Below are 21,990 nucleotides of genomic sequence, written 5' to 3' on the forward strand. Positions count from 1 at the left end.
ATGAAAGTTGTCGTTGTAAACGAATCCAAACACGCTATTCCCAAAAAATTTATTGAGCAGTGGACCGAGTCTGTCACTGCAGAGCTTCGCAAACGCAAAGTGATCAACGCCGAAAAAGCGAAACGCGAATTAACGCTGGTCTTTTTAGATAAAAAGCCAGCGCAAAAGATCAATAAAGAATTCCGTGGTAAAGACTACGCCACTGATGTTTTGAGCTTTGATTCCATGGACCCATCGTCCTTGGGTGAACTGGTAATGTGCCCAGAAGTTCTAAAAAAACAAGCAAAGGAGCACAGCCTGACATTCCAAAAAGAATTAGGCTATATGCTCCTTCACGGGATTTTACATTTGCTAGGCTACGATCACGAAACCAGCGAAGCCGACGCCAAAGAAATGTTCAAAATCCAAGACACGATCTTCGAAAAGCTAACCAAATAAAAAAACTCACTCAGTGAGTGACCAACAACACCACTCTCTATGTCACTCAATCCGCCCGAGAAACTCGAGCTAGAAGTTTCTTTATTTCGAGATTCAAAAACGAGAGAATCGAACTGATTCTCTCGTAAGCAAGAGTGTTGAGTGTTTGCGTAAACAATTGGCAATATTTATTGAACCCCGCATGCCGATAAACGAACTTGATCACCATTGTTTAAGCAAAGACGCAGAGCATTCATTGACTTAACTACCGAGAAAAATAACAGTATCCGCATGTCTATCGTTACCGAAGCATCTGAAGTAAAAAGCAAAATTTCTTCTCTCGAGAGTTTCTCACAGGAGCTCCGGGGGTATCTTTGACCTCGACAAAAAGAAAAAGCGTCTAGACGAGATCGCAATCCAAGCGGAAAACCCGGCCCTTTGGGAAAAACCTGCAGAAATGCAGAAACTCAACAAAGAAAAAAGTCTGTTAGAAAAAGCTGTCGGTGAATTCGACGGTTTTACGGGCCGTTTGGAAGACGCCAAAGTTTTGCTTGAGATGGCCGAAGAAGCCCACGATGAAGGCAGCTTTGCTGAAGTGAAAGCAGAAGTCGCGGCCTTGGAAAAATACGGTCGCGAATTAGAATTAAAACGAGTTTTGAACGGTGAGCTTGATGCGAATAGCACGTACCTTTCAATCAACTCGGGCGCGGGCGGTACGGAATCGTGCGACTGGGCTGAAATGCTTCTGCGTATGTACATGCGCTACGCTGACAAACACGGCTACAAGTATCAAATCGTTGAGATCACAGAGGGCGAAGGTGCCGGAATTAAATCGTGCACGCTGCTGATCGAAGGCCCTTATGCTTACGGTTATTTGAAAGCGGAATCAGGCGTTCATCGTCTGGTGCGTATTTCACCGTTTGATTCAAATGCTCGTCGTCACACATCGTTCTCGTCCGTGTTTGCATGGGCGGAAGTCGATGACGATATTAATATTGAAGTAAAACCTGACGAAATCCGCGTTGAAACGTTCCGTTCCAGCGGTGCCGGTGGTCAGCACGTCAATAAAACCGATTCAGCCGTGCGCATGTATCACATCCCCACAGGGATTGTGGTGTCATGTCAGATTGAACGTTCACAGATTCAGAACCGTGAAAAGGCGATGAAGATGTTGAAAGCGAAGCTTTACGAAAAAGAGCTTGAAAAACGTAACGCTGAAAAAGACGCGATGAATTCTGTGAAAAAAGCCAACGAGTGGGGCTCGCAAATTCGTTCGTACGTGATGCATCCTTATCAAATGGTGAAAGACCACCGTACTGATTTTGAAACCAATCAAGTGAATGACGTAATGGACGGCGATATTGATGATTTCATCATGGCCTACCTTAAATCTGAAATCACTGCAGGAACGCCAGCACAGTGAAATCAACCTTAGCCTGGATCTCTTGGAGACTTTTACTTTCGCGTAAAACTTTGTTCGGTGGAACAGCTCCATTGGCATTGTTGGGACTCATTCTTGGAGTCGCAGCCCTTGTCGTTTCCATGGCAGTGATGAGCGGATTTGAATCGACATTGCAACAAGCAATGACCGATGTTTCAGGTCATGTGCAAGTGGTGAAGCGTTCGCGTTTCCCTGATGACTGGAAAGATCTTGAAGCGCGCATTAAAAAAGCCGAGCCCACATTGGTGGGGGCGACGCGTTTTGTTTTTATTGAAGGCATCATGGCTCACAATGGTCAAATTTCTGGCGTCTTGCTAGAAGGTGTCGATACAGAACGTGTGACTTCAGTTTTGAAATTCAAAAGCCGCGTGCAAAGTGGCAGCGAAGATTTATCAGCGCCATCCGACGTTCCCTTGGCTTTGATCGGCTCGGGGCTTGCCAAAAAAATGAATTTAAAAGTCGGCGATGTGTTCCGCGTTGTCGTACCAGTCACCGAAACAGTGGATCCCAACAGTCTGCAAAGAAAAGTCGGCCAGTTTAAAGTTCAAGGGATCTTAGAGCTTGGCAAATACGACTGGAATGAGCGCTTTGTCGTGACCGGTTTAACAGCAGCACAACAAGTGGCCGAAATCGGCGATCGCTACAGTGGTTTGCTTCTAAGATTTCCAAGTGCGCAGTATGCTCGTCAGGCAGGATTTAATTTAAGTCGTGCTTTGGGAACTCCGTATTGGATTCGTGACTGGCGTGATTCAAATGAAAATCTTTTTGATGCGGTCAGCGTTGAACGCCCTGCGATTTTCTTTGTCGTTTCAATTATTATTTTCGTTGCGGCCTTTAATATCTCATCCACATTGTTTGTGAATGTGGTGCAAAGATATAAAGACATCGCGATTCTGAAAACTGTCGGCTTCCGTCGTAAAGATATTATTAAAATCTTTACGTTTCAGGGTTTGTTCATGGGGGCGATCGGTTTGTTCGGCGGTTTTATCGTCGGTTTTATTTTGTGCGCGCTCTTTAATACTTTGCAGGGCAGTTTGGGATTGATCGCAGGGGCTGTGTACCGTGTTGATGGGATCAGCCTCAGCATTCGTTTCACTGATACGATTGCGATCTGTTTTGCGACGATGTTGATTTGTTTTATTGCTACTTTGGCTCCGGCTCGCAGAGGCGGTCAGCTCAATCCGATGGAAGGGCTTCGTAATGAATAACGCCAATGTTTTCATGAAGGCGACAAATATCCATAAATCTTACTCGCACGCGACGGGCGAATTGGAAGTCCTGCGCGGAGTCAGTTTGGAAATCAAAGAGGGCGAAGCTCTTGCGATTCTGGGTTCATCAGGTGCTGGTAAAAGTACGTTATTGCAAATCATGGGAACACTGGATCGTCCAACAAGTGGTGAATTGACGTGTGAAGGCCGCGATTTGCTTGCAATGAACGACGATGAAATATCGCAATTTAGAAACGCTGAAATGGGTTTCGTCTTCCAGTTCCATCATCTTTTGAGTGAATTTAACGCGGTGGAAAATGTCATGATTCCGTGTCGCGTGGCAGGTGAGTCGCCAAAACTTGCCCGTGAAAAAGCTCTGCACTTGTTAGAGTTCATGGGCCTTGCCGAGCGTGCTCATCATTTCCCAAATCAGCTATCTGGTGGCGAGTTGCAGCGTGTCGCTATCGCACGTTCACTGGTTCGTCAGCCGAAGATTTTGTTTGCCGATGAGCCCACAGGAAATTTGGACTCACAGACAAGTGGCAAAATACAAGAGCTGTTTTTCCGACTGAAAGAGGAAATGAAGTTAGCGTTAGTCATCGTCACTCACGACTTAACATTCGCGACTCGTTTTCCAAAGGTCTACAGAATGAAAGACGGTAGCTGGTTCTCTTAAGCAGCGCGCCGCTTCCTCTTTGACAGGACGTTGGTCTTGGGCTACGATTCTCCCAATAAATTGTAAGTATTGAAAAACTTTAAGTTTTTCCAAAAAACAACTAGTTGGGGAATTGGAACTTTGTTTAAGCTTCTTTGTGCTCTGCTTATAGTGTCTTCATCGTCGCAGCTTATGGCTGCGCCAAAGACCAAAAAATCATCCCAAAAAACGGCCGAGGTTGTGGATACTTCCAATCTTCCTTCCGGCTTAACTATCAAATCCATCGAGATCACTGGCAACCGTAAGATCGAAAAAGATGCGATCATCGCGAAACTCGTTTCGAAAGTGAACGAAGAATATTCTGCGAAGAATGTGCGCGAAGATGTCGAGCAACTTTTCAAGATGGGTTATTTCAACGACATCGAAGTCAGTCGAAATGTTTCAGGCAAAGATGTGTCTGTAACTTACAAAGTTTTGGAAAAACCTTCGATCGCCGAAATCGCATACGAAGGTAATAGCGAAATTAAAGCGGAAGACATCGCTGAGGCGACGGGTATCAAAGCGTACCAACTTTTGAACATGCCGAAAGTAAAAGAAGCGGTTGAGAAAGTTCAAAAGCTTTACGAAGACAAAGGTTTCTTCTTGGCGAAAGTAGAAGCTGAAGTGCAAGTGATCAAAGCGGATGAAACAGTTCGCTTGGTTTTCAAAATTCGTGAAAACGATAAAGTGAAAGTAAAGAAGATCACTTTCCTTGGTAACAAAGCTTTGACGTCTCGTGATTTGAAATCTCGTATGTTGACTCAAGAAGGCGGCTTCTTCTCGGGACTGAGCGGTTCTGGTCAATACAAGCAAGAGATGTTCGAACGTGACGTGCAAATCTTGCGTTTTGCGTACTACAATCAAGGTTACGTGCAAGCCAAAGTCGATCGTCCCCAAGTGACGGTGACTCCGGATAAGAAAAACATCTACATCTCTATTCATATCGAAGAGGGCGAGCAATATTCAGTCGGCGACGTTGATTTCGCGGGCGACATCTTGTTCCCGAAAGAGGAATTGTTCCAAGCCATTCAAATCGATAAAAACGGCGTCTTTGCTTACGATGTTCTTCAAAAAGACATCAGTGAGTTGACGGCGAAGTACGGTGACTTGGGTTACGCTTACGCCAACGTTATCCCAAGAACGCGTTTCAACGACAAAGATCGCAAAGTGGATCTTGTGTTTGAATTCGACAAAGGTAACAAAGTTTACTTCGGTAAAATCAACGTTGTTGGTAACTCGAAAACTCGCGATAAAGTTGTGCGCCGTGAATTACAAGTTCATGAGGGCGAACTTTATAACGAAACTCGTCGTCGTAAATCTTTAGAAAATATCCAACGTCTTGGTTTTTTCGAAGAAGTGAATTTTAAAACTTCCGTAGATCCTGATCACACAGAAGTGATGAACGTGGATATCAACGTGAAAGAACGTAACACAGGACAAATCCAATTGGGTGCTGGTTACGGTACGTCTCAAGGTTTCACACTTCAAGGTTCCGTGAACCAATCCAACTTCTTGGGTAAAGGTCAAAACCTTGGTGCGTCTTTGAACTTAAGCGGTACGGGTAGTTACTACAGTTTGTCGTTCACAGAACCGTACGTGAACGATACGTTGTGGTCTGCGGGCGCCGATGTGTATCGCAGTGCCAACTCCGCTCGTCTTGACTACGAAGAAAATCACACAGGTGCGGCTGTTCGTTTCGGTCACCCGGTGGCGGAAAACACTCGCGGTTACTTGCGTTTCAAATACGACAAATCTGAATTGGATCCGACATATGATTCAAACGGTAAGTTGATCACGGACTACGATCTGTTCCCATTGGATTCAGCATCGGGCGAGATGGCTTCTGTGACGGCATCGATCGAGTACGATACGCGTAATGACCGTTTCTCTCCGACAAAAGGTATTTTTGCGAGTGCTTCTTACGAGTACGCGGGTCTTGCGGGAACTATTAAGTTCAATCGTGCCAGCGGTACATTCCGTTTCTTTAAGAATTTGTTCTGGGATGTCACATGGAGAAACTCATTGCAGTATGCGCAAATCGCAGCTGTGGATGGTGGCTCTGTGCCGTTCAATGAATTGTACTTACTGGGTGGACCGTACTCACTACGTGGTTACCGTTCATACCGTGTCGGTAAAATGAAATACTCAAATAAAATCCATTGTGATTTGACGGCGTGTCCTGGGGCGCAGAATCCATCAAATCCTCCGGTGCCAGAACCGTACGCGACTCAGCAGTCATGGCGTTTCTACGGTGGTACGCAACAAGCGATGTATCAGACCGAGTTGCAGTTCCCACTTGTTCGTGAAGCACAAATTTACGGCGCAGGTTTCTTCGATATCGGTGCGGCGGATGACGTTCTTGAAGCGGGCAACTTCTTCTCTGACGTTGGTTTCGGTATTCGCTGGTACTCGCCAATCGGGGTGTTACGCTTCGAGTGGGGGTTCCCACTCAATCGCGATCCTGTGTACCACGATGCGACTGTGTTCGAGTTCTCTATCGGACCTAGCTTCTAGTGCAGTTTAGTTTAAAAATTTAAGGAGTATTCCATGAACAAAATGATTCTTTCTTTGTGTGTGATTCTAGCAACAGGCGCGGCAAAAGCAGCAGAAACGAAAGTGGGTTTCGTGGACGTTCCTAAAGCAATCCAAGCAACTTCAGCTGGTAAAAAGGCTAAGGCTGAATTGGAAGGCCAGTTCAATAAAAAGAAAAAAGAACTAGAGAAAAAAGAAGCTGATCTTAAAAAGATGGGCGAAGACCTAGACAAGAAAAAGTCTGTGCTTTCAGAGGAAGCTTTGCGTACGAAGCAAGCTGAATTCCAAGGCGAAATGATGAAGTTCCGTGATGAAGTTGGTAAGAGCCAAGCTGAAATCCAAAAGAAGCAGCAAGAGATGACTGCTCCGATCTTGGAGAAGATGCAAAAAACTATCACGAAAGTTGCTCAAGAGAAGGGCTACACACTTGTATTGCAAAACACACAGGGCGTTCTTTATGCAACACCTGACTCAGATCTAACTGATGATGTGATCAAAGCTTACGAAAAAGAGAAATAGTGTGACGGAACGCCAGGTTCCTGGCACAATTAATTTGTTGTGAAATTTGAAGGAGTATTGAGATGAAAAAAATCGTTGTTGTGTTGGGCGCGCTATTGATGGCAACTGCAGCACATGCTGAATCTAAGATCGGTTTCGTTGATATGCAAAAAGCTATTCAATCAACTTCTGCTGGTAAAAAAGCAAAAGCTGAATTGGAAGGCGAGTTCAACAAAAAGAAAAAAGATCTTGAGAAAAAAGAAGCTGATTTGAAAAAAATGGGTGAAGACCTAGAAAAGAAAAAATCAGTTCTTTCTGAAGAAGCACTTGGCAAAAAACAAGCTGAGTTCCAAGAAGAGATGTTGAAGTATCGTGACGTTGTCGGCAAAAGCCAGGTTGAAATCCAAAAAAAGGAAAGAGACCTAACAGCTCCGATTCTTGATAAAATGAAAAAAGTGATCGCTAAGATCGCAAAAGAAAAAGGCTACACGCTTGTGATGGAAAACAATCAAGCGATCTTGTTCGCAACACCTGACAGTGATTTGACAGATGAAGTGATCAAGGCCTACGAAAAAGAGAAATAGTTCAATAAGTAAAAGGGCCTCACAAAGGCCCTTTTTAGTTTAAAGCCGAGCAGTACTTAAGGCTTTAAGGGGTTAGGAAAAAGTTATGGCAAAAAATATTCATCCAAGCAGCGTTATTGGTCCTGATGTAGAAATCGCAGACGATGTTGAAATCGGTCCTTATTGCTTGATCCAAGGTAAAGTAAAAATCGGTAAAGGCACGTTCGTAGAAGGCCATGTTACTTTGGGAACTCGTCACGGTATTCTAGAGATTGGTGAAAACAATCACTTCAGCCCAGGAGCCGTTATCGGTGGTGCTCCTCAAGATATCTCTTACAAGGGCGAACCGACTTCTTTGATTATTGGTAACAACAACACATTCCGTGAATTTTCGACTGTGAATCTTGCGACAAGCAAACACGATAAGAAAACTGAAATCGGCAACAACTGCTATTTCATGTCTTACACGCACATCGGTCACGATTGCAAAATTGGTAACAACGTTATCATCGCCAATGACTCGCACTTGGGTGGTCACTGTATCATCGAAGACGGCGTGAACATCGGTGGTGTTTGTGCCTTCAATCAATTCGTTCGCGTAGGTCGCGGTGCTTTCGTTGCCGGTTCCTCTGCAATCAATAAAGACATCCTGCCGTTCTCTCGCGCACAAGGTAACTACGCAATGGTGCGTGCGACGAACAAAATCGGTTTGTCACGTAAAGGCTACTCTCGTGAAGAAGTGGCAAACGTACATAAAGCAATTCGTATCATGATTATGGGCTCGCACTCAGTTGATGAGGGTGTTGCTCGTATTCAACAAGAATGCACAATGAGTGAAAACATTGAGTACTTCTTGAACTTCATCAAAACTTCAAAACGTGGACTTGCAATCGACAGAAGTCCAAAAGGTTGGCAAGACGATGAGTAAACTTCGCGGCGCCGTTGTTGGCGTAGGTTATCTAGGCACGTTTCACGCTCAGAAATATAAAAATAATCCGAACGTGGAATTGGTAGGGGTGTGTGATGCATTCCCAGCTCAAGCTGACAAAGTCGCTGCAGAGTTGGGCGTAAAAAGTTTCCATCGTCCCCAAGACCTTATCGGTCAAGTGGACTTGGTGACTATTGCAGCCAGCACTTTGAGTCACTTCGAAGTTGCAAAAATGTTTTTGCAAAATGGCGTTCACGTAAACGTTGAAAAGCCAATCACAGCAACTGTGCCGCAAGCTGAAGAGCTTGTGGCCTTGGCTGAAAAAAATAATTTAAAATTGGCAGTGGGACATATCGAAAGATTCAATCCTTCTGTGAATGAATTAAAAAAACATCTTCGCAACGTGCGCACGATTGAGCTTGTAAGAACAGCTCCGTACAAAACACGTGGCGCTGATGTCAGTGTGCTTCACGACTTAATGATTCATGATATGGATCTTTTGTATTTCCTAAGTGACAGCGAAATTGATTCTGTGATCGCTTCGGGAACGAAGTTGATTTCTCAAGAATTAGATACATGCTCAGCCTCTTTCAAAATGAAAAATGGCATCATGGGTATTATCACTGTCAGCCGTGTGGCGACGAATCCACAAAGATCTGTGCGCATCGTTCAAGATGATGCCACGATCTTTGCAAACACAGGTATCCACGAGCTTGAAATGGTTCAAAAGGGTGATGGCACTCCAGAGAATCTGACTAAAGTGACGAAATGGACTGTAAATAAAGAAGATGCTCTTCAAAAAGAAACTGATGCCTTCATCGCGGCTGTTATGAATAACACAGCACCCGTCGTGACAGGTCTTGATGGCTTGAAAGCTCTTCGTGCAATTGAAACTATCGAAAAGCTAGTAACAAAGTAGGGATGGCTTAATGGATCAAGTTCTCTTTGTCGCAGCCGAAGCATCCAGCGTCACATATGCACAACGCATTTTGGAAGCGTGGAAAAAGCAGGGTCGTAAGATCCATGCCTTCGGTGTCGGCAGCCAAGCAATGGAAGACCTGGGCTTTGAACGCCTAGGCAAATCTGAAGAGATGGCTGTTGTCGGTGCGGCAGAGATCATCCAACACTTCGGCTTATTAAAAGGCGTATTTAACAGCCTTGTCGCTGAAGCGGAAAAGCGCAGACCTAAAGTTGCAATCGTTATGGATTACCCAGAGTTCAACTTGATGCTTGCAAAAAAATTGCACGCGATGGGTATTCCGGTTGTTTATTATATTTCTCCGCAAGTATGGGCATGGCGCAAGGGTCGTGTTGAAACGATCAAAAAATACTGCAAAGAAGTATTCGTTCTTTTCCCATTTGAAGTGAAATTTTACGAAGAGCATGGCGTGCCTTGTGAGTTCGTCGGTCATCCGCTGTTGGATGAATTCGATGATCGTTTGACGGATGATGCGGCTTACTTGAAAACTCATCGTAACCAATGTGGTATTCGTGATGACGAAATCGTGTTGGGCTTGATGCCGGGCAGTCGTCGTTTGGAATTGAAACAGCACTTCCAGATTCAGTTGGATGCAGCTCGTATTCTTTCTAAAAAATATCCGAACTTAAAAGTTTTGATTTTGACGGCACCAACATTCTCGAAAGAACAGATGCAAGATTATTTGGAAGACTTCCGTCTGCCTTATATCTTGTTAAAGGACGAACCATTCCGCATGATCCACTTGGTGGACATGATGCTGGTGGCTTCGGGGACAGCGACTTTGCAAGTGGGTTTGTTGAAAAAACCAATGGTCATCATGTACCGGATGAAATGGCTGACAGGTTTGATTGCAAAACTTGTGGTGCGTGGGACGAAGTACTTCGGTCTTGTAAATCTGATCTTGAACAAAGAAGCGGTGCCTGAAAGATTCCAAGGTGATGTAACGCCTGAAAAAATCGCAGCTCTTCTTGAACAATACATTGTTGATCCTGAATACAAAGCGAAAGTCGTCAACGATTTGGCGCAGATTCGTCCGTACTTAGGCGACAAAGGTGCAACTCAACGTGTGGTTGCGGCTTTGGATAAATATATTAAGGCTTAAAGCATGAAGATCTATTTACGTCCTCTTTCATATTTGTATGACAAGGTTGTGGGAGTGAAGAACTCACTCTACGACAAGGGCGTGATAACAACTTACAATGCTCCAGTTCCTGTTATTTCTATTGGAAATTTGACTGTCGGTGGAACGGGTAAAACTCCACTGACGGATTTCTGTATTAAACATTTAGTTAAAGCCGGTAAGAAGGTGGCGGTCATTAGTCGCTCTTATCGTGCGGATGCTGAATCACCTTGTTGGGTCGATGTCAGTCATCCATTCGGTGCGCGCTATTATGGCGATGAACCACTGCTGTTGGCACAGGCAAATCCCGAAGTCGCAGTTTATGTGGGGCCTAGTAAATGGCAGACGGCTGAATATGCAGTTTCTAAAAAGCCTTACGATGTTTTGATTGTGGATGATGGTTTCCAGCACCGCAAATTGAAACGTGATTTGAATATTGTGATTTTAGATGCCACAGAATCTTTGGCAAACTATGAAGTCGTGCCTGAAGGACGTGCGCGCGAAGGTTGGGCCGGTCTTGATCGCGCCGACATCATCTTACTAACAAAATGCAACTTGGCTGAAGAAGCACATTTGAAAGCCTTGGAAGCGCGTCTGCCGAAAGATAAAGAAGTTCTTTATTTCGGCTATGAATTACAGAAGTTTTCTAATCCCGTTGAAAACAAAAAAATCACTCGCGCGGAAATGCAGGGTAAAAAAGTTTTCCTGGTATCAGCAATTGCTCGTCCTGATGTGTTTGAAAAAATGATGCGTGAAATTGGTGAAGTTTCTAAAAAAAGCTTAGCATTCCGTGATCACCATCAGTACACGCCAGCAGACGTTCGCAATATCGTGGCTGAATTTGAAAAATCAGGTGCTGATTATCTGGTTACGACAGAAAAAGATGCTGTGAAGCTTCGTCCGTTGATGGCGAAATCACCGGCTTTGTGGAGCGCGCATCTTGAAGTGTCAGAGATCGGTAAAAAAGGACGTCTTGATGAAATTATTGGTCAAATTCTTCGTTAAGATTGCGACTCTGATCAGTGGTCTGATGCCACGTCAAATTCTGCGCAAAAGTGGCGCATGGATTGGCTTTTTGTGGTTCGACGTTTTTGGCTTTCGTAAAAAAATCGTTTTAGACAATTTGAAAATCGCCTTTCCCGAGTGGAGCGATGAACAGCGCTATGCTGTCGGTCGCGAATCCGTTTATCAACTGGGCTACAACGGTCTTGAATTCTTTAAACTGCCATCGATTAATAACGAATGGCTTGATAAGAATATGGTTTCTCACGGCTGGGAAAATATCGAAAAAGCCGCTGCAGGCGGGAAGGGCATGTTCTTCCTAAGTCTGCATTTGGGGAACGGTGATTTTGGTGCAAGTTCCATCGCCATGCGCGGGCAGGAAACGTTCATCATTACGAAACGTTTTAAGACGAAATGGTTCGATGATATTTGGTTTTCGATTCGCGGTTCGCAAGGTGTTCAGTACATCGATGCCCATTCTCCGAATAATGCTTTTGAGATTTTAAAAGCCTTAAAGAAGAATGCCGGAATCGTCTTCGTGCTTGATCAGTACATGGGAAAGCCATTTGGAATTGCTTCCACTTTCTTTGGTAAAAGAACGGGAACAGCCTATGGTCTAGCTCTGTTTGTGCAAAAAACCAAAGCTCCGGTGATCCCATGCTACACATACGAGGGAACTGATAAAAAACTTCATACTGTTTTTGAACCAGCGATGGACTTAGCCAAATACGTCGTTGATGATAAAGATCAGACGATAGCTAATTTGACTCAGGCCTTTAATAACAAGCTTGAGGAAATCATCAGAAAGCATCCGGAGCAGTGGATGTGGGTGCATCGTCGATGGAAGGACTTTAAGTGAAGTACAGCTCGTTTCTTATCATCTCAGCATTTCTTCTTTCTTCCTGCGGGACTGCGTTTTTAAAGTACGACAAGGAAGATCAACTAAAGAAGATTGATGAGTTCGACGAGAAAGTGAAGATTGTCGAACCCAATGCCACGCCAACACCAACTCCTTCGCCAGCGCCGACAGCTGGGACTGTGGCGATTCCTACTGAAAGCAAAAAAGATTTAATGGAAGGCAAGTCTTCCACTTCTAAATCAACGAAATCCAGTTCTAAAAAATCAGCAGCAGCGACAACGACTGCGGCTGCAACTGCTACTAAAAAACCTGCGAAGTCAGCCAAAGGAAAAAAAGCCATGGCAACAGATGCAGCTACTGAACCGACAGCAGAGCCATCACCAACGCGTCGTCAACCAGAACTGGAAGACGATGAAGGTTTCACGGGTCGTCGTCCTAATGTGGATCCTTTCCGTGTGGGTGAAGAAGTCATTCACGACGTCAATTACTTCAAAGTGTCAGCGGGTACTTTGCGTATGAAAGTGGACCCGTATGCAACGGTGAATGGTCGTAAAGCGTACTCGTTTAAAATCTTTATCAGTACAAGTTCATTGTTTTCTTCATTCTATAGTGTTGAAGACAGCGTCGACATTTTTATGGATTACGAATCTTTGGTGCCAAGTGTTTTCCAATTGCACGTGAAAGAGTCGGGGCAACTTCGTGAAGCGAAAATGCTTTTCAACGAAAAAGACAACACTGCGACTTTCTGGGAAAAGAAAGTAACGAAAAAAGACGGCGTTGAAGAAAAGAAACAAAACTGGGAAATCTTGCCATACACACAAAACGTATACAGTGCCGTTTACTATATGCGTTTCTTTAAATGGGAAGTGGGCAAAGAGTATTCCTTCCGTGTTGCCAACGATAATGAAAACCTGGTGTTTTCAGGTAAAGCTCTTCGCAAAGAAGTGCTTGATACAAAGCTAGGTCCGATGAAAGCCATCGTCATTCAGCCGAACATTATGCTGAAAGGGAAGTTTAAACCTATTGGTGATAACTTGATTTGGTTGTCAGATGATGATCGCCGATACATCTTGCGTATCGAAGCGAAAATCAAAATTGGTACATTGGTTTCAGAAGTAACGGAAATCAAACCAGGTCACTAGGCTTGTTTGCACTCCGGTTTCGCCGGAGTAGGACTATTTCGGGCGAGTCGAATCTTTTTGCAGACGACTCGCAGCCATTGTTTCAATCTCTTTTGCTAAGATTAAATTTTGACTGAGCATCTTATAGAAATCGTTTTGTTGGATTTCTAAAAGCACGCAATCTCGTTGGGTTGCCACGGTTGCCGTGCGCACTCCGCCACTCATAAGTAGCGAAATCTCGCCAAAGCAAGAACCTTGGTTCAGCACGTTGATTGGCTGGCCACCTTTGGTCACAACCGCAGATCCTTGCACTAAGATATAACAAGTGTTTCCGCGTTGGCCTTCTTGGAAAAGAATCTGATTGGCAGGGGCTTGGACTAAGCGACCGGCAAATACCAAGGCATCCAGTGAATCGGTTGGCATCTCTTTAAATATTGGCGATGACAGTAAGGCTTGCATCACCCAGAAACGGTGTTGCAGACTTTGTGCTTTTTCTGTTTTGATCAGTTGATCAAATTCGGGCAAGTGTTTAACGCGCAAAACTTCTGACGGTGTCGTCGTAATAATATCGGCGTTGCGCGGTTGATTTAATAAGAATCCGCGTTCACCAAACAGCGAACCTTGATTTAAAGTCGCAACCATCTGACGACGGTGAGTATCAATAACTTTATAAATCGCAGCTTGGCCATTCAAAAGAATGAACAAATCGCGATCCGTTTGCCCTGAATGAGTCAGACGAATTTGCGCGGGAACTTGAAACACTTCCGCGCCCTTTAGAAGGTATCGAGCTAATGCTGGATCGAGCGAGCGAAAAAACGGCAGCTCTGCAGGATTCAACGCTTGCGCCGCTTTACCAGTCATATTGCTGATCGAGCTAAACACCATTGGCACATCATGACTTAAAGCTTTTTTAAAATAATCAACCACTGTGGGATTAGTGATCACACGCTCGGTGACTAAAAATTGAATCAGCGTATTAAGTTCACGGAAATTAACTAACCAACCTTGTCCTAAGAAAAATTGCACAAGGCCTTCAATAGAAAGGCCATTTTTTAAAACGTCTAAATAGGAATATTGCAGGGGACTGAGTTGAAAAGAATCGTTACGCCCGGAAATAGTAATCACACCGGCTCCATCTTTTGGAGTCAGTTGAAAGGGCTTAAACTGGAGCTTTTCTTTTTCAACTTTCATGGTCAACTTTCATGCCTTGCTCTTATCGGAAAAACCTCGACGTTCTTTCGCACAACGAAGGTCCTGATTCACAATTCCAAGAGGTCTGGGTTTGTGTTTGCCCTCATATATTGGTGGAACGATGTTTTAGGATAGAAGAATGGCAATAACTGACTGTCGACATTTTTCTGGCTATAAACCGTGCAAAAAAAATCTCACATGCGATTCAAACTGCCAGCATAAAGATGTACCGCAGATTTCAATATTGCTGGTGCACTTAGGTGCGCTGGGTGCCGTGGTTCGTAGCACAAGTCTGTTAAAAGCGATTAAAAGAAAATATCCATCCAGTATGATTACATGGGTGACGGATGCCCCGGCTCATCACTTATTGAAAAATCATCCGGCGATTGATCGCGTGCTGACGACAGCAGAAGTAGATCTTTTGCAATTGTCAGCTTTAGAATTCGAAGTGGCCTTAGTGATCGATAAATCGTTAAAAGCAGTCGGTATTGTGAAGCGTACAACGGTTGATCAAATTTTTGGCTTTACGGTCAATGTTAAAAACGGCGCCATCATTCCTGCAACAGAAGCTGCGAATGAATTGTGGCAATTAGGTTTAGACGACAATCAGAAGTTCTTTGTGAATCAAAAACCAGAAACGCAATTGATGATCGAAGCTTTAGAGCTGGGCGAGTATCAACGTGACGATTACTGGTTGCCTCTGACATATCAAGAGGAACTTCAGGCCGGGGAGCGTCGGGCTTCGTGGTTACAAGGTAAGTCCTATATTATCGGTGTTAACACCGGTTGCAGTCATGTGATTGCTCACAAAAAACTGACTGTGGCTTATCAAAGAAAAATGATTCAGGAATTGCAGCAACGTTTTTCAGACGCCCAAATTGTTTTGCTGGGTGGTCCCGAAGATACGGAACGCAACCAACAAATTGCTGAAGGTCTTTCGGTTATTTCCAGCGCAACAACTTCAGGCTTGCGTGATGGTCTTGTCAGCGTCGCTTGTTGTGACATTGTAATTACTGGCGACAGTCTTGGTATGCACATGGCCATTGCACAGAAAAAACAGGTGATCGCATGGTTTGGTCCAACCTGTGCTCACGAGATCGACATCTTTGATCGCGGATCTAAGATTTTAACGCAAAGTCCGTGTGCTCCGTGCTGGAAGAGAACTTGTGAAAAAGACATAATGTGTTACGATCAGGTTCGTCTTGGAGATATCATTGATGCCGTTAAATCTAGTCGTGCAAACTGCCTTTCTAGGGGATCTACTTCTGTCGATTCCGCTATTGAAGCGTTGTAAAGAGCTATGGCCTGACCATAAGCTTGCACTGGTTTGTCGCAAGGGCATGGGCGATTTTTTCATCAAGACGGGCGTTGTCGATCAAGTTTTTGAAATTCAAAAAGGCAACAAAGACACTTATAAAAAAATTCTCGAACAATTGAAAACGCAAGAAGTGGATTATTTGATTTCTCCACATCAATCTATGCGCACGACATTGTTCTGTCGTCAGATCAAAGCCAAACACAAAATCGGTTATAAGAATTTTTGGTCATGGCTTGCATTTGATTCTAAGATTGAACGCGATTCACAGTTGCCAGATTCACTTCGTCAAATCAGTTTATTGAAAGACGTCGATCCACGTTTGAAAGAACAACTGGCAGATTATAAAAATAAAGAGACTCCGTATCGTCCGGATAAACACGGCCACTTGTCAGCTCCACCCAAATGGGGTTCGATGAGTTTACGCAAAACCGTTTTGAACGATGAGCTTTTCCAAGCACTCAAAACAAAATACCAACTGCATGGATTTGAAGACAGTAAAGCTGTCCTTATCTTTCCCGGCAGTGTGTGGGCGACAAAACGTTGGACGACAGATGGTTTCATCAAGGTTGGCCAAAGCTTGCAGCAACAAGGCTATCAAGTTTACGTGATGGGCGGACCTGGAGAAGAAGCTTTGGCAGAACAAGTTGCGGAAGAAATCGCAGGTTCTGTTTCTTTAGCAGGGAAGACACAGATTTTTGAATCGGCACAGTTGATTGGTCGCGCGGCTTTGCTTGTCGGTAACGACAGTGCTTCAACACATTTAGCAAGTGTGTGTGAAACCCCGCTGATTGCGGTGTTTGGTCCTACGATTTTGGAATTTGGTTATCGTCCGTGGTCTGCAGAAACGTATATTGTGCAGAATTCAGAATTGGCGTGCCGTCCTTGTGGAAAGCACGGCCATAAAGTGTGTCCGATTAAAACCCACGTCTGTATGAAATCAGTTTCACCAGACGAGGTTTTAAAAACAGCGGGCTTTATTCTTCGCCCGAGTAATCCTTAACATTGATTCCGTATTTACGGATTTTACGAAGCAACGTGTTCTTTGGAATGTTTGCTTGCGCAACCGTTTGATTGATGCGGCCTTGATTTGCTTTTAATGCGCTCACGATGAACTCTTTTTCCATCTCTTCTTTGAAGGCATCGAAATCAAGTGGACCTGAATAACCAACGCTCGCAGTTTTTTCAGCACTGTCTTTTGGTGCTAAACGAATAGACTCTGGCAAAGAATCCACTGTGATCTGGTTTGAGTTTTCAACGATGAACGCACGTTCCACAACGTTTTCAAGTTCACGAATATTTCCCGGCCAGCGATAAGACTTCAACATATCCAAAGCTTCAGGCGTAATTCCTGAAATGGTGCGCGCGTGTTGGCGCGAGAATTTTTTGATAAAATGTTGCGCCAAGGCTTCGATATCATCCAGGCGATCACGCAAGTTCGGCAAGAAAATCGGCATGACATTCAAACGATAGAACAAGTCTTCGCGGAACGTGCCATCAGCCATCATTTTTTCTAAGTTACGATTTGTCGCTGCGATAATACGCGTTGTTGTTTTCACTTCACGGTTGCCACCAACAGGAGTGAATTTCTTTTCTTGCAACACACGTAACAACTTAACTTGCATATCGGGGCGAAGTTCACCGATTTCATCTAAGAACAACGTTCCGTTGTTCGCGATTTGGAATTTACCAATCTTTCTTTCAACGGCACCTGTGAACGCACCTTTTTCGTGACCAAAAAGTTCTGATTCCATCAAGCTTTCAGGAATTGCACCGCAATTGATCGCGACAAAGTTGCCCGATTTGCGAGGCGAGTTGAAGTGGATTGCTCGCGCCACCAACTCTTTACCCGTACCATTCTCTCCACGAATAAGAACTGTCGTATCGACTTTGCACAGACGATAGATCAAGTTGAAGACTTCTTTCATCTTCTGATTGCCACCAACAAATTCAGACTCGATGTCGTCATCAAAAACCGGATTGGAAAGTGCTAAAGAGGAAACCAAGTCGCGAGCTTCCAAACTTTTGCGAACGATCTCTGTCAAAAGTTCTGGTTTCACTGGTTTTTCAACGTAATCGTAAGCGCCTTCTTTGATCGCTTGAACGGCGTCATGAAGATTTGAATGCGCCGTCATCAAAACGACAAATGTGCGTGGATCGTGTTCTTTGATAGCCGTTAAAGCTTCAAGACCATTCATCTCTGGCATCTTGACGTCCATCAAGACCAGGTCCCAGGTGTGTGCTTTTACTTTTTCTAAAGCTTCTTTGCCGTTAGAGGCTTCTTCAATCGAAAATTCGATTTCAGGCATTGCTGATTGAAGAATCGAAATCACCGAACGGCGTAGTTCAGCTTCGTCATCCACGATAAGAGTATGAAGTTTATTAATCATGCGATCACCTCTGATTCAGTTTCAGATTCCAACGGTAAAGTGAATGTCACAGTCGTGCCGACACCCACTTTACTTTCCATAGTGACTTTACCACCATGAAGTTCAATAAAATATTTAACTAAGTACAAGCCCAAGCCCGTACCTTTTGTTTTTAAATCCTGGTCACTACCGCGAGTGAACTTGCCCCAAACCTTGTCCATGTCTTCAGGTTTGATACCTTCGCCGGTATCTTTCACTACGACATGCACATAGTCGTCATTTTCGTGCGAAATCACTTCAATGCTGCCACTACGCGGAGTGTACTTGATCGCATTTTCGACCAAGTTAATAATAACTTCCTTAATCAACGTGCTATCGAATTCCAAAGAAAACATAGGCTCTAAAGCCGTATGGACTTGAATATCCTTTTCGCGCGCTAACGGGCGTAATGTTTGTAGCGCTTCTTCAATCACTTCGTTGATGTCGGCCACATCAACATTCACTTTAAAGTCACGCGACTCAACTCGCAGAACTTTTAAGATCGATTGGATATAGCGGTTTAGTTCATCGCTGTAAGTTCTTAAAGAACGCAAATCGGTATTCAGTTCAGCCTCTTGATGTTGAGTCATCAAGCGGTCCACGATCGCTTGAATTTTCGCAATCGGAGTTTTTAAGTCATGGGAAATAAGACTTACGAAATTATTCTTAAGTTGTTCAAGCTCTGCCAAGTACTGTTGTTCTTGTTGAAGGGCAAAGTTTTGTTTCTCAATCTTCGTCGCCTGATAACCGATGAAAATCGTCCAGGTCGCCGTCAAAAGTACGAATGGTGAAAACGCCGGTGACCAGAAATAGAAACTGTCGAACACCCACGCGGATAATGCCGCAAGCAACGTCGCAATCCAGATAATGAAGAACAAAGCGACTGATTGCGGATAAGTGGTAATGATGAACACCGCAACCCACATCAAAACCGCAAAGCCAATTGCGTACCACCAGAAGGTCAGACGCTTAATCCACTTGTTGCCGATCACGGTGTCAGTGATTTGTGCCATGATCTCTGTACGTGACAAAGTTCCAACCGGTGTCGAATACACGGGTGCGGAAGAAGTCTCGGCTCCGATCAAAATAATTTTGTTCGTGAAGGTATTAGCCGGAAGTTCATCGTAAAGAATTTCGCTTAACGAATACTGCGCGAACACGCCGCTGTTACCGCGATAGTTAATTGGCAGTCCTGCTAAAGTTGTCGGGAAGGACTTGCCGGTGATTTTCTCTACCAAGTGAGGCATGTCGGACCGGGACGGGAACACACGACGAACAATGCCGTCCTCGTCACGACGAATTTCATTGTTTCCTAAATTCGTTTTTTCAGAATTTGCAAAGACCGGTGTTAAGACTCGCTCTAAGTTGTTTGTCGTTGAAGCCCACACGATGCGTGGATCATCAAAGATTTTATGATCTTCTGCCGACATGCGAACGGCGCCGATGTTATCGCCAAAATACAAAACCACACCGATGGATTTTGGATTTTGTTTTAACAAACGTTGTAACAACGTGGTCCAGGTCTTTTGGTCCCAAAAGAAGCTGTCCGTGATGTCAGTGGCTTCGCTGATGTTGCCCAAAGAATTTGTACGGGCATCATAGATGTTTGAAATGTCAGATTGTTTGATCGTGATCATCACGATTTGTGAACTGACCTTTTGATCTCCGCGCAATTGAAAGCGTTGGTCGTACGAATTGATCTCGTCCGATGCCAAGGTCACGCAACCGATCACCCAACACAGCAGGTAACGCAGCCAAAAACCTCGGCGGCGAGAAAAGAAACGAAGCAGGACTTCGCTACGGTAGATGAGCTCTTGAAACTTTCCGGTTTGCACGCGTCGCAACATAGCAAATTTATTAGAAATATCAACAATTAAAAGTACTTACCGCCGGCCTCACAACGGGGTATATTTGAAAAATATGCAGATCTTAAACGGTGTGAAACAGCTCAACTCTCCATTAACGGCTTCCGTGGTCACCATTGGTAATTTCGATGGGGTCCACCTAGGGCATCAGCAGCTTATCGAGAACGTGGGGAGGGAGGCGCAGTACTTCGGAGTTCCCTCTGTCGTCTATACATTTCATCCACACCCCGTGAAGGTTTTGCATCCTGAAAGAGCTACCGAACGTCTTTTTGACCTGCGCGACCAGCAAGAGCAGTTTGAAAAAAGAGGCATCGACATGGTGATTATCGAGGAGTTCACGAAGGATTTCGCGAAGGTCACCCCCCAGGAATTCCTAGATAATTATATTCTGAAAAACCTGCATCCTAAGACTTTGGTTGTCGGTCATGATTTTACTTTCGGTGCTGATCGCGCAGGCAACATTCCATTCTTGGAAAAATATTGTGCTGATAAAGGCATCCGCTTGATTATCATTCCGCCATTTCAGTTGAACTCACAAGTCGTGTCATCGACAAAGATTCGTGAAGCCCTTAAAGAGGGCAACGTTGAAAAGGCCAATGAACTTTTAGGTCGCACTTACTATTTGCGTGGTCATGTTGAAAAAGGTTTCCAACGTGGTCGCACGATCGGTGTGCCGACAGCGAACGTACATCCTGATATCGAATTTGTTCCCCGCAAAGGTGTGTATTTTACGTACACGAAAATTGGCGGGCACATGCATCCGTCAATCACGAACATCGGTATCAATCCGACATTCCATGAAGATAAAAAATCGCCCATCAAAATTGAAAGTCATATTTTTGATTTTGATGCGCAACTTTATGGCGTTGAAGTGGAAGTTTTCTTGATGCGCTTTGAACGTGATGAAAAGAAATTCAACGGCATCGATGAATTAAAAACGCAAATCATGAACGACATGCAAGCAGCACGCAGGTATTTTGATGAGCACAAAAAAGATTCTTGAGTTCAATCCTGAAGGCCAAGGAATATTCTGTCGTTATCTTGAAAACCTAGCAAAGCAGCAGGGTTGGGATTTTACATTTGAAACTCATCCTGAATTCAAGATGGAGCTTCTGGATCAAGCTGACATGGCGAAAGTGGAGTTGACGTTATCAGATGCGGTGCTGCCGCAACTGCATTTGTTATCAACGGCAGTCAGAACCATTCGCTGTGTAGATGCTTTTGCACCTGAAGACGGCAAATGGCTTCCGCGTTTGTATACTTACGAAGCGATTCGTAAAGTTCTGGTCGATTGCGCTCGCGATTTGGACGTGCGTCTGCCTGCCTTCGTCGTCGGTCACACCGAGCTTGCGCGTGTGGTGGCTTCTGTTTTTGCAGAACTTGGTTTTAGTGAAATTTACGTTGTCGGCGAAGATGCTGAGCAGCTTGCAGTGCAAATGGATATCCTTCGTCGTGCGCACTTTGGAATTAAGTTTAGAGATTTACTGTCTGAAGAGCTGACGATTCAGTCCCTTAGTGCAGCGATCATCGTTAACACTGTGGATCTGTCTCAGAATAAAGAACTTTTGAATGACCTTTCATATTTTAATTTTATGAAGGTCAATGGTTATGCGTTAGACTTGAACTTGTTGCCTTATCATAACTCTCTTCTTGAAGAAGCAGAGCGTGCTGATCTTCGCGTTCTTCATCCCGCACTTGTCGCTGCATCTCTGACAGAGATTTGGTTGCAACGCCTTCAAGTAGGGGCCTCGTTAAAGGTCGAGGAGCTTCGCGAAAGCTGGAAAAAGTTTTTGCAAGAAATCTCTCCCTCGGTCTAGTTACAAAAAATGGCACCCTGTATTAAGGTAAT

20 protein-coding genes are annotated in these 21,990 nt (G+C 44.4%); 17 read left to right on the forward strand and 3 right to left on the reverse strand.

The genetic code is table 11. The annotated features are described in order from the left end of the window. The 13 genes from ybeY (at position 1) to DOE51_RS06940 (ending at position 13,383) form a co-directional block, all read left to right on the forward strand. Complete coding sequence (ybeY, locus tag DOE51_RS06880; protein WP_142695813.1) at positions 1-438, forward strand: rRNA maturation RNase YbeY; 438 nt, start codon at positions 1-3, stop codon at positions 436-438. 270 nt (positions 439-708) lie between these two features. Then, a protein-coding gene (gene prfB, locus DOE51_RS06885) for a peptide chain release factor 2 (protein WP_246845442.1) occupies positions 709-1,840 on the forward strand; the annotation gives its coding sequence in 2 pieces (ribosomal slippage) (positions 709-789 and positions 791-1,840; 1,131 coding nt in all). Next, a complete protein-coding gene (locus DOE51_RS06890; protein WP_142695815.1) occupies positions 1,837-3,066 on the forward strand; it encodes an ABC transporter permease in 1,230 nt (409 codons plus the stop codon). The genes prfB and DOE51_RS06890 overlap by 4 nt, the downstream gene beginning before the upstream one ends. Beyond that, positions 3,059-3,742, forward strand: a complete 684-nt coding sequence (locus DOE51_RS06895) for an ABC transporter ATP-binding protein (protein WP_246845444.1) — start codon at positions 3,059-3,061, stop codon at positions 3,740-3,742. The genes DOE51_RS06890 and DOE51_RS06895 overlap by 8 nt, the downstream gene beginning before the upstream one ends. Positions 3,743-3,913: 171 nt before the next feature. Next, positions 3,914-6,274 (forward strand): outer membrane protein assembly factor BamA, encoded by a 2,361-nt coding sequence (gene bamA / locus DOE51_RS06900; RefSeq protein WP_246845446.1) that lies wholly within the window; start codon positions 3,914-3,916, stop codon positions 6,272-6,274. A 33-nt stretch (positions 6,275-6,307) separates the two neighbouring features. After that, positions 6,308-6,811: an OmpH family outer membrane protein gene (locus tag DOE51_RS06905; protein WP_142695816.1), complete on the forward strand. Its 504-nt coding sequence runs from the start codon at positions 6,308-6,310 to the stop codon at positions 6,809-6,811. A gap of 62 nt (positions 6,812-6,873) precedes the next feature. Continuing rightward, on the forward strand, positions 6,874-7,374 hold the full coding sequence (locus DOE51_RS06910; protein ID WP_142695817.1) for an OmpH family outer membrane protein: 501 nt from the start codon (positions 6,874-6,876) through the stop codon (positions 7,372-7,374). 85 nt (positions 7,375-7,459) lie between these two features. Next, complete coding sequence (gene lpxA, locus DOE51_RS06915) at positions 7,460-8,281, forward strand: acyl-ACP--UDP-N-acetylglucosamine O-acyltransferase (RefSeq protein WP_142695818.1); 822 nt, start codon at positions 7,460-7,462, stop codon at positions 8,279-8,281. After that, positions 8,274-9,200: a Gfo/Idh/MocA family protein gene (locus DOE51_RS06920; protein ID WP_142695819.1), complete on the forward strand. Its 927-nt coding sequence runs from the start codon at positions 8,274-8,276 to the stop codon at positions 9,198-9,200. The genes lpxA and DOE51_RS06920 overlap by 8 nt, the downstream gene beginning before the upstream one ends. A gap of 10 nt (positions 9,201-9,210) precedes the next feature. Further along, a complete protein-coding gene (lpxB, locus tag DOE51_RS06925; RefSeq protein ID WP_142695820.1) occupies positions 9,211-10,362 on the forward strand; it encodes a lipid-A-disaccharide synthase in 1,152 nt (383 codons plus the stop codon). A gap of 3 nt (positions 10,363-10,365) precedes the next feature. Beyond that, the gene (lpxK, locus tag DOE51_RS06930; protein ID WP_142695821.1) at positions 10,366-11,385 is read left to right on the forward strand and encodes a tetraacyldisaccharide 4'-kinase; all 1,020 of its coding nucleotides are present in this window, start codon (positions 10,366-10,368) and stop codon (positions 11,383-11,385) included. Then, positions 11,357-12,241: a lysophospholipid acyltransferase family protein gene (locus DOE51_RS06935; protein WP_142695822.1), complete on the forward strand. Its 885-nt coding sequence runs from the start codon at positions 11,357-11,359 to the stop codon at positions 12,239-12,241. Before lpxK ends, DOE51_RS06935 begins: the two co-directional genes overlap by 29 nt. Beyond that, a complete protein-coding gene (locus tag DOE51_RS06940) occupies positions 12,238-13,383 on the forward strand; it encodes a DUF3108 domain-containing protein (protein WP_246845448.1) in 1,146 nt (381 codons plus the stop codon). Before DOE51_RS06935 ends, DOE51_RS06940 begins: the two co-directional genes overlap by 4 nt. A 33-nt stretch (positions 13,384-13,416) precedes the next feature. Here DOE51_RS06940 and DOE51_RS06945 read toward each other — a convergent pair whose 3' ends face one another. Next, the gene (locus DOE51_RS06945; protein WP_142695823.1) at positions 13,417-14,553 is read right to left on the reverse strand and encodes a cyclic nucleotide-binding domain-containing protein; all 1,137 of its coding nucleotides are present in this window, start codon (positions 14,551-14,553) and stop codon (positions 13,417-13,419) included. A 328-nt stretch (positions 14,554-14,881) separates the two neighbouring features. On the opposite strand from DOE51_RS06945, the gene DOE51_RS06950 reads away from it, so the two are divergent. Then, positions 14,882-15,847, forward strand: a complete 966-nt coding sequence (locus DOE51_RS06950; RefSeq protein ID WP_246845450.1) for a glycosyltransferase family 9 protein — start codon at positions 14,882-14,884, stop codon at positions 15,845-15,847. Further along, complete coding sequence (locus DOE51_RS06955) at positions 15,771-16,871, forward strand: glycosyltransferase family 9 protein (RefSeq protein ID WP_142695824.1); 1,101 nt, start codon at positions 15,771-15,773, stop codon at positions 16,869-16,871. Before DOE51_RS06950 ends, DOE51_RS06955 begins: the two co-directional genes overlap by 77 nt. Here DOE51_RS06955 and DOE51_RS06960 read toward each other — a convergent pair. Together DOE51_RS06960 and DOE51_RS06965 are read right to left on the reverse strand one after the other, a co-directional pair. After that, positions 16,846-18,258, reverse strand: a complete 1,413-nt coding sequence (locus tag DOE51_RS06960; RefSeq protein WP_142695825.1) for a sigma-54 dependent transcriptional regulator — start codon at positions 18,256-18,258, stop codon at positions 16,846-16,848. The genes DOE51_RS06955 and DOE51_RS06960 overlap by 26 nt on opposite strands. Further along, positions 18,255-20,123 (reverse strand): ATP-binding protein, encoded by a 1,869-nt coding sequence (locus tag DOE51_RS06965; protein ID WP_142695826.1) that lies wholly within the window; start codon positions 20,121-20,123, stop codon positions 18,255-18,257. The genes DOE51_RS06960 and DOE51_RS06965 overlap by 4 nt, the downstream gene beginning before the upstream one ends. 73 nt (positions 20,124-20,196) lie before the next feature. Here DOE51_RS06965 and DOE51_RS06970 point away from each other — a divergent pair, with 73 nt between their 5' ends. Continuing rightward, entirely contained in the window at positions 20,197-21,144 is a 948-nt protein-coding gene (locus tag DOE51_RS06970) for a bifunctional riboflavin kinase/FAD synthetase (RefSeq protein ID WP_142695827.1), read from the forward strand. Beyond that, positions 21,122-21,958, forward strand: a complete 837-nt coding sequence (locus DOE51_RS06975; protein WP_142695828.1) for a hypothetical protein — start codon at positions 21,122-21,124, stop codon at positions 21,956-21,958. Before DOE51_RS06970 ends, DOE51_RS06975 begins: the two co-directional genes overlap by 23 nt. The last annotated feature ends 32 nt before the right edge of the window (positions 21,959-21,990 follow it).

This window comes from Bdellovibrio sp. NC01 (assembly GCF_006874625.1).
In the GTDB taxonomy this organism is placed as follows: Bacteria; Bdellovibrionota; Bdellovibrionia; order Bdellovibrionales; family Bdellovibrionaceae; genus Bdellovibrio.

What these genes read in the sequence shown, in the direction of transcription:
- ybeY (WP_142695813.1), top strand. Translation starts at nt 1, where the DNA reads ATGAAAGTTGTCGTTGTAAACGAATCCAAACACGCTATTCCCAAAAAA.
- DOE51_RS06895 (WP_246845444.1), top strand. Translation starts at nt 3,059, where the DNA reads ATGAATAACGCCAATGTTTTCATGAAGGCGACAAATATCCATAAATCT.
- bamA (WP_246845446.1), top strand. Translation starts at nt 3,914, where the DNA reads ATGGCTGCGCCAAAGACCAAAAAATCATCCCAAAAAACGGCCGAGGTT.
- DOE51_RS06905 (WP_142695816.1), top strand. Translation starts at nt 6,308, where the DNA reads ATGAACAAAATGATTCTTTCTTTGTGTGTGATTCTAGCAACAGGCGCG.
- DOE51_RS06910 (WP_142695817.1), top strand. Translation starts at nt 6,874, where the DNA reads ATGAAAAAAATCGTTGTTGTGTTGGGCGCGCTATTGATGGCAACTGCA.
- lpxA (WP_142695818.1), top strand. Translation starts at nt 7,460, where the DNA reads ATGGCAAAAAATATTCATCCAAGCAGCGTTATTGGTCCTGATGTAGAA.
- DOE51_RS06920 (WP_142695819.1), top strand. Translation starts at nt 8,274, where the DNA reads ATGAGTAAACTTCGCGGCGCCGTTGTTGGCGTAGGTTATCTAGGCACG.
- lpxB (WP_142695820.1), top strand. Translation starts at nt 9,211, where the DNA reads ATGGATCAAGTTCTCTTTGTCGCAGCCGAAGCATCCAGCGTCACATAT.
- lpxK (WP_142695821.1), top strand. Translation starts at nt 10,366, where the DNA reads ATGAAGATCTATTTACGTCCTCTTTCATATTTGTATGACAAGGTTGTG.
- DOE51_RS06935 (WP_142695822.1), top strand. Translation starts at nt 11,357, where the DNA reads ATGAAATTATTGGTCAAATTCTTCGTTAAGATTGCGACTCTGATCAGT.
- DOE51_RS06945 (WP_142695823.1), bottom strand. Translation starts at nt 14,553, where the DNA reads ATGAAAGTTGAAAAAGAAAAGCTCCAGTTTAAGCCCTTTCAACTGACT.
- DOE51_RS06950 (WP_246845450.1), top strand. Translation starts at nt 14,882, where the DNA reads ATGATTACATGGGTGACGGATGCCCCGGCTCATCACTTATTGAAAAAT.
- DOE51_RS06955 (WP_142695824.1), top strand. Translation starts at nt 15,771, where the DNA reads ATGCCGTTAAATCTAGTCGTGCAAACTGCCTTTCTAGGGGATCTACTT.
- DOE51_RS06960 (WP_142695825.1), bottom strand. Translation starts at nt 18,258, where the DNA reads ATGATTAATAAACTTCATACTCTTATCGTGGATGACGAAGCTGAACTA.
- DOE51_RS06965 (WP_142695826.1), bottom strand. Translation starts at nt 20,123, where the DNA reads ATGTTGCGACGCGTGCAAACCGGAAAGTTTCAAGAGCTCATCTACCGT.
- DOE51_RS06970 (WP_142695827.1), top strand. Translation starts at nt 20,197, where the DNA reads ATGCAGATCTTAAACGGTGTGAAACAGCTCAACTCTCCATTAACGGCT.
- DOE51_RS06975 (WP_142695828.1), top strand. Translation starts at nt 21,122, where the DNA reads ATGAGCACAAAAAAGATTCTTGAGTTCAATCCTGAAGGCCAAGGAATA.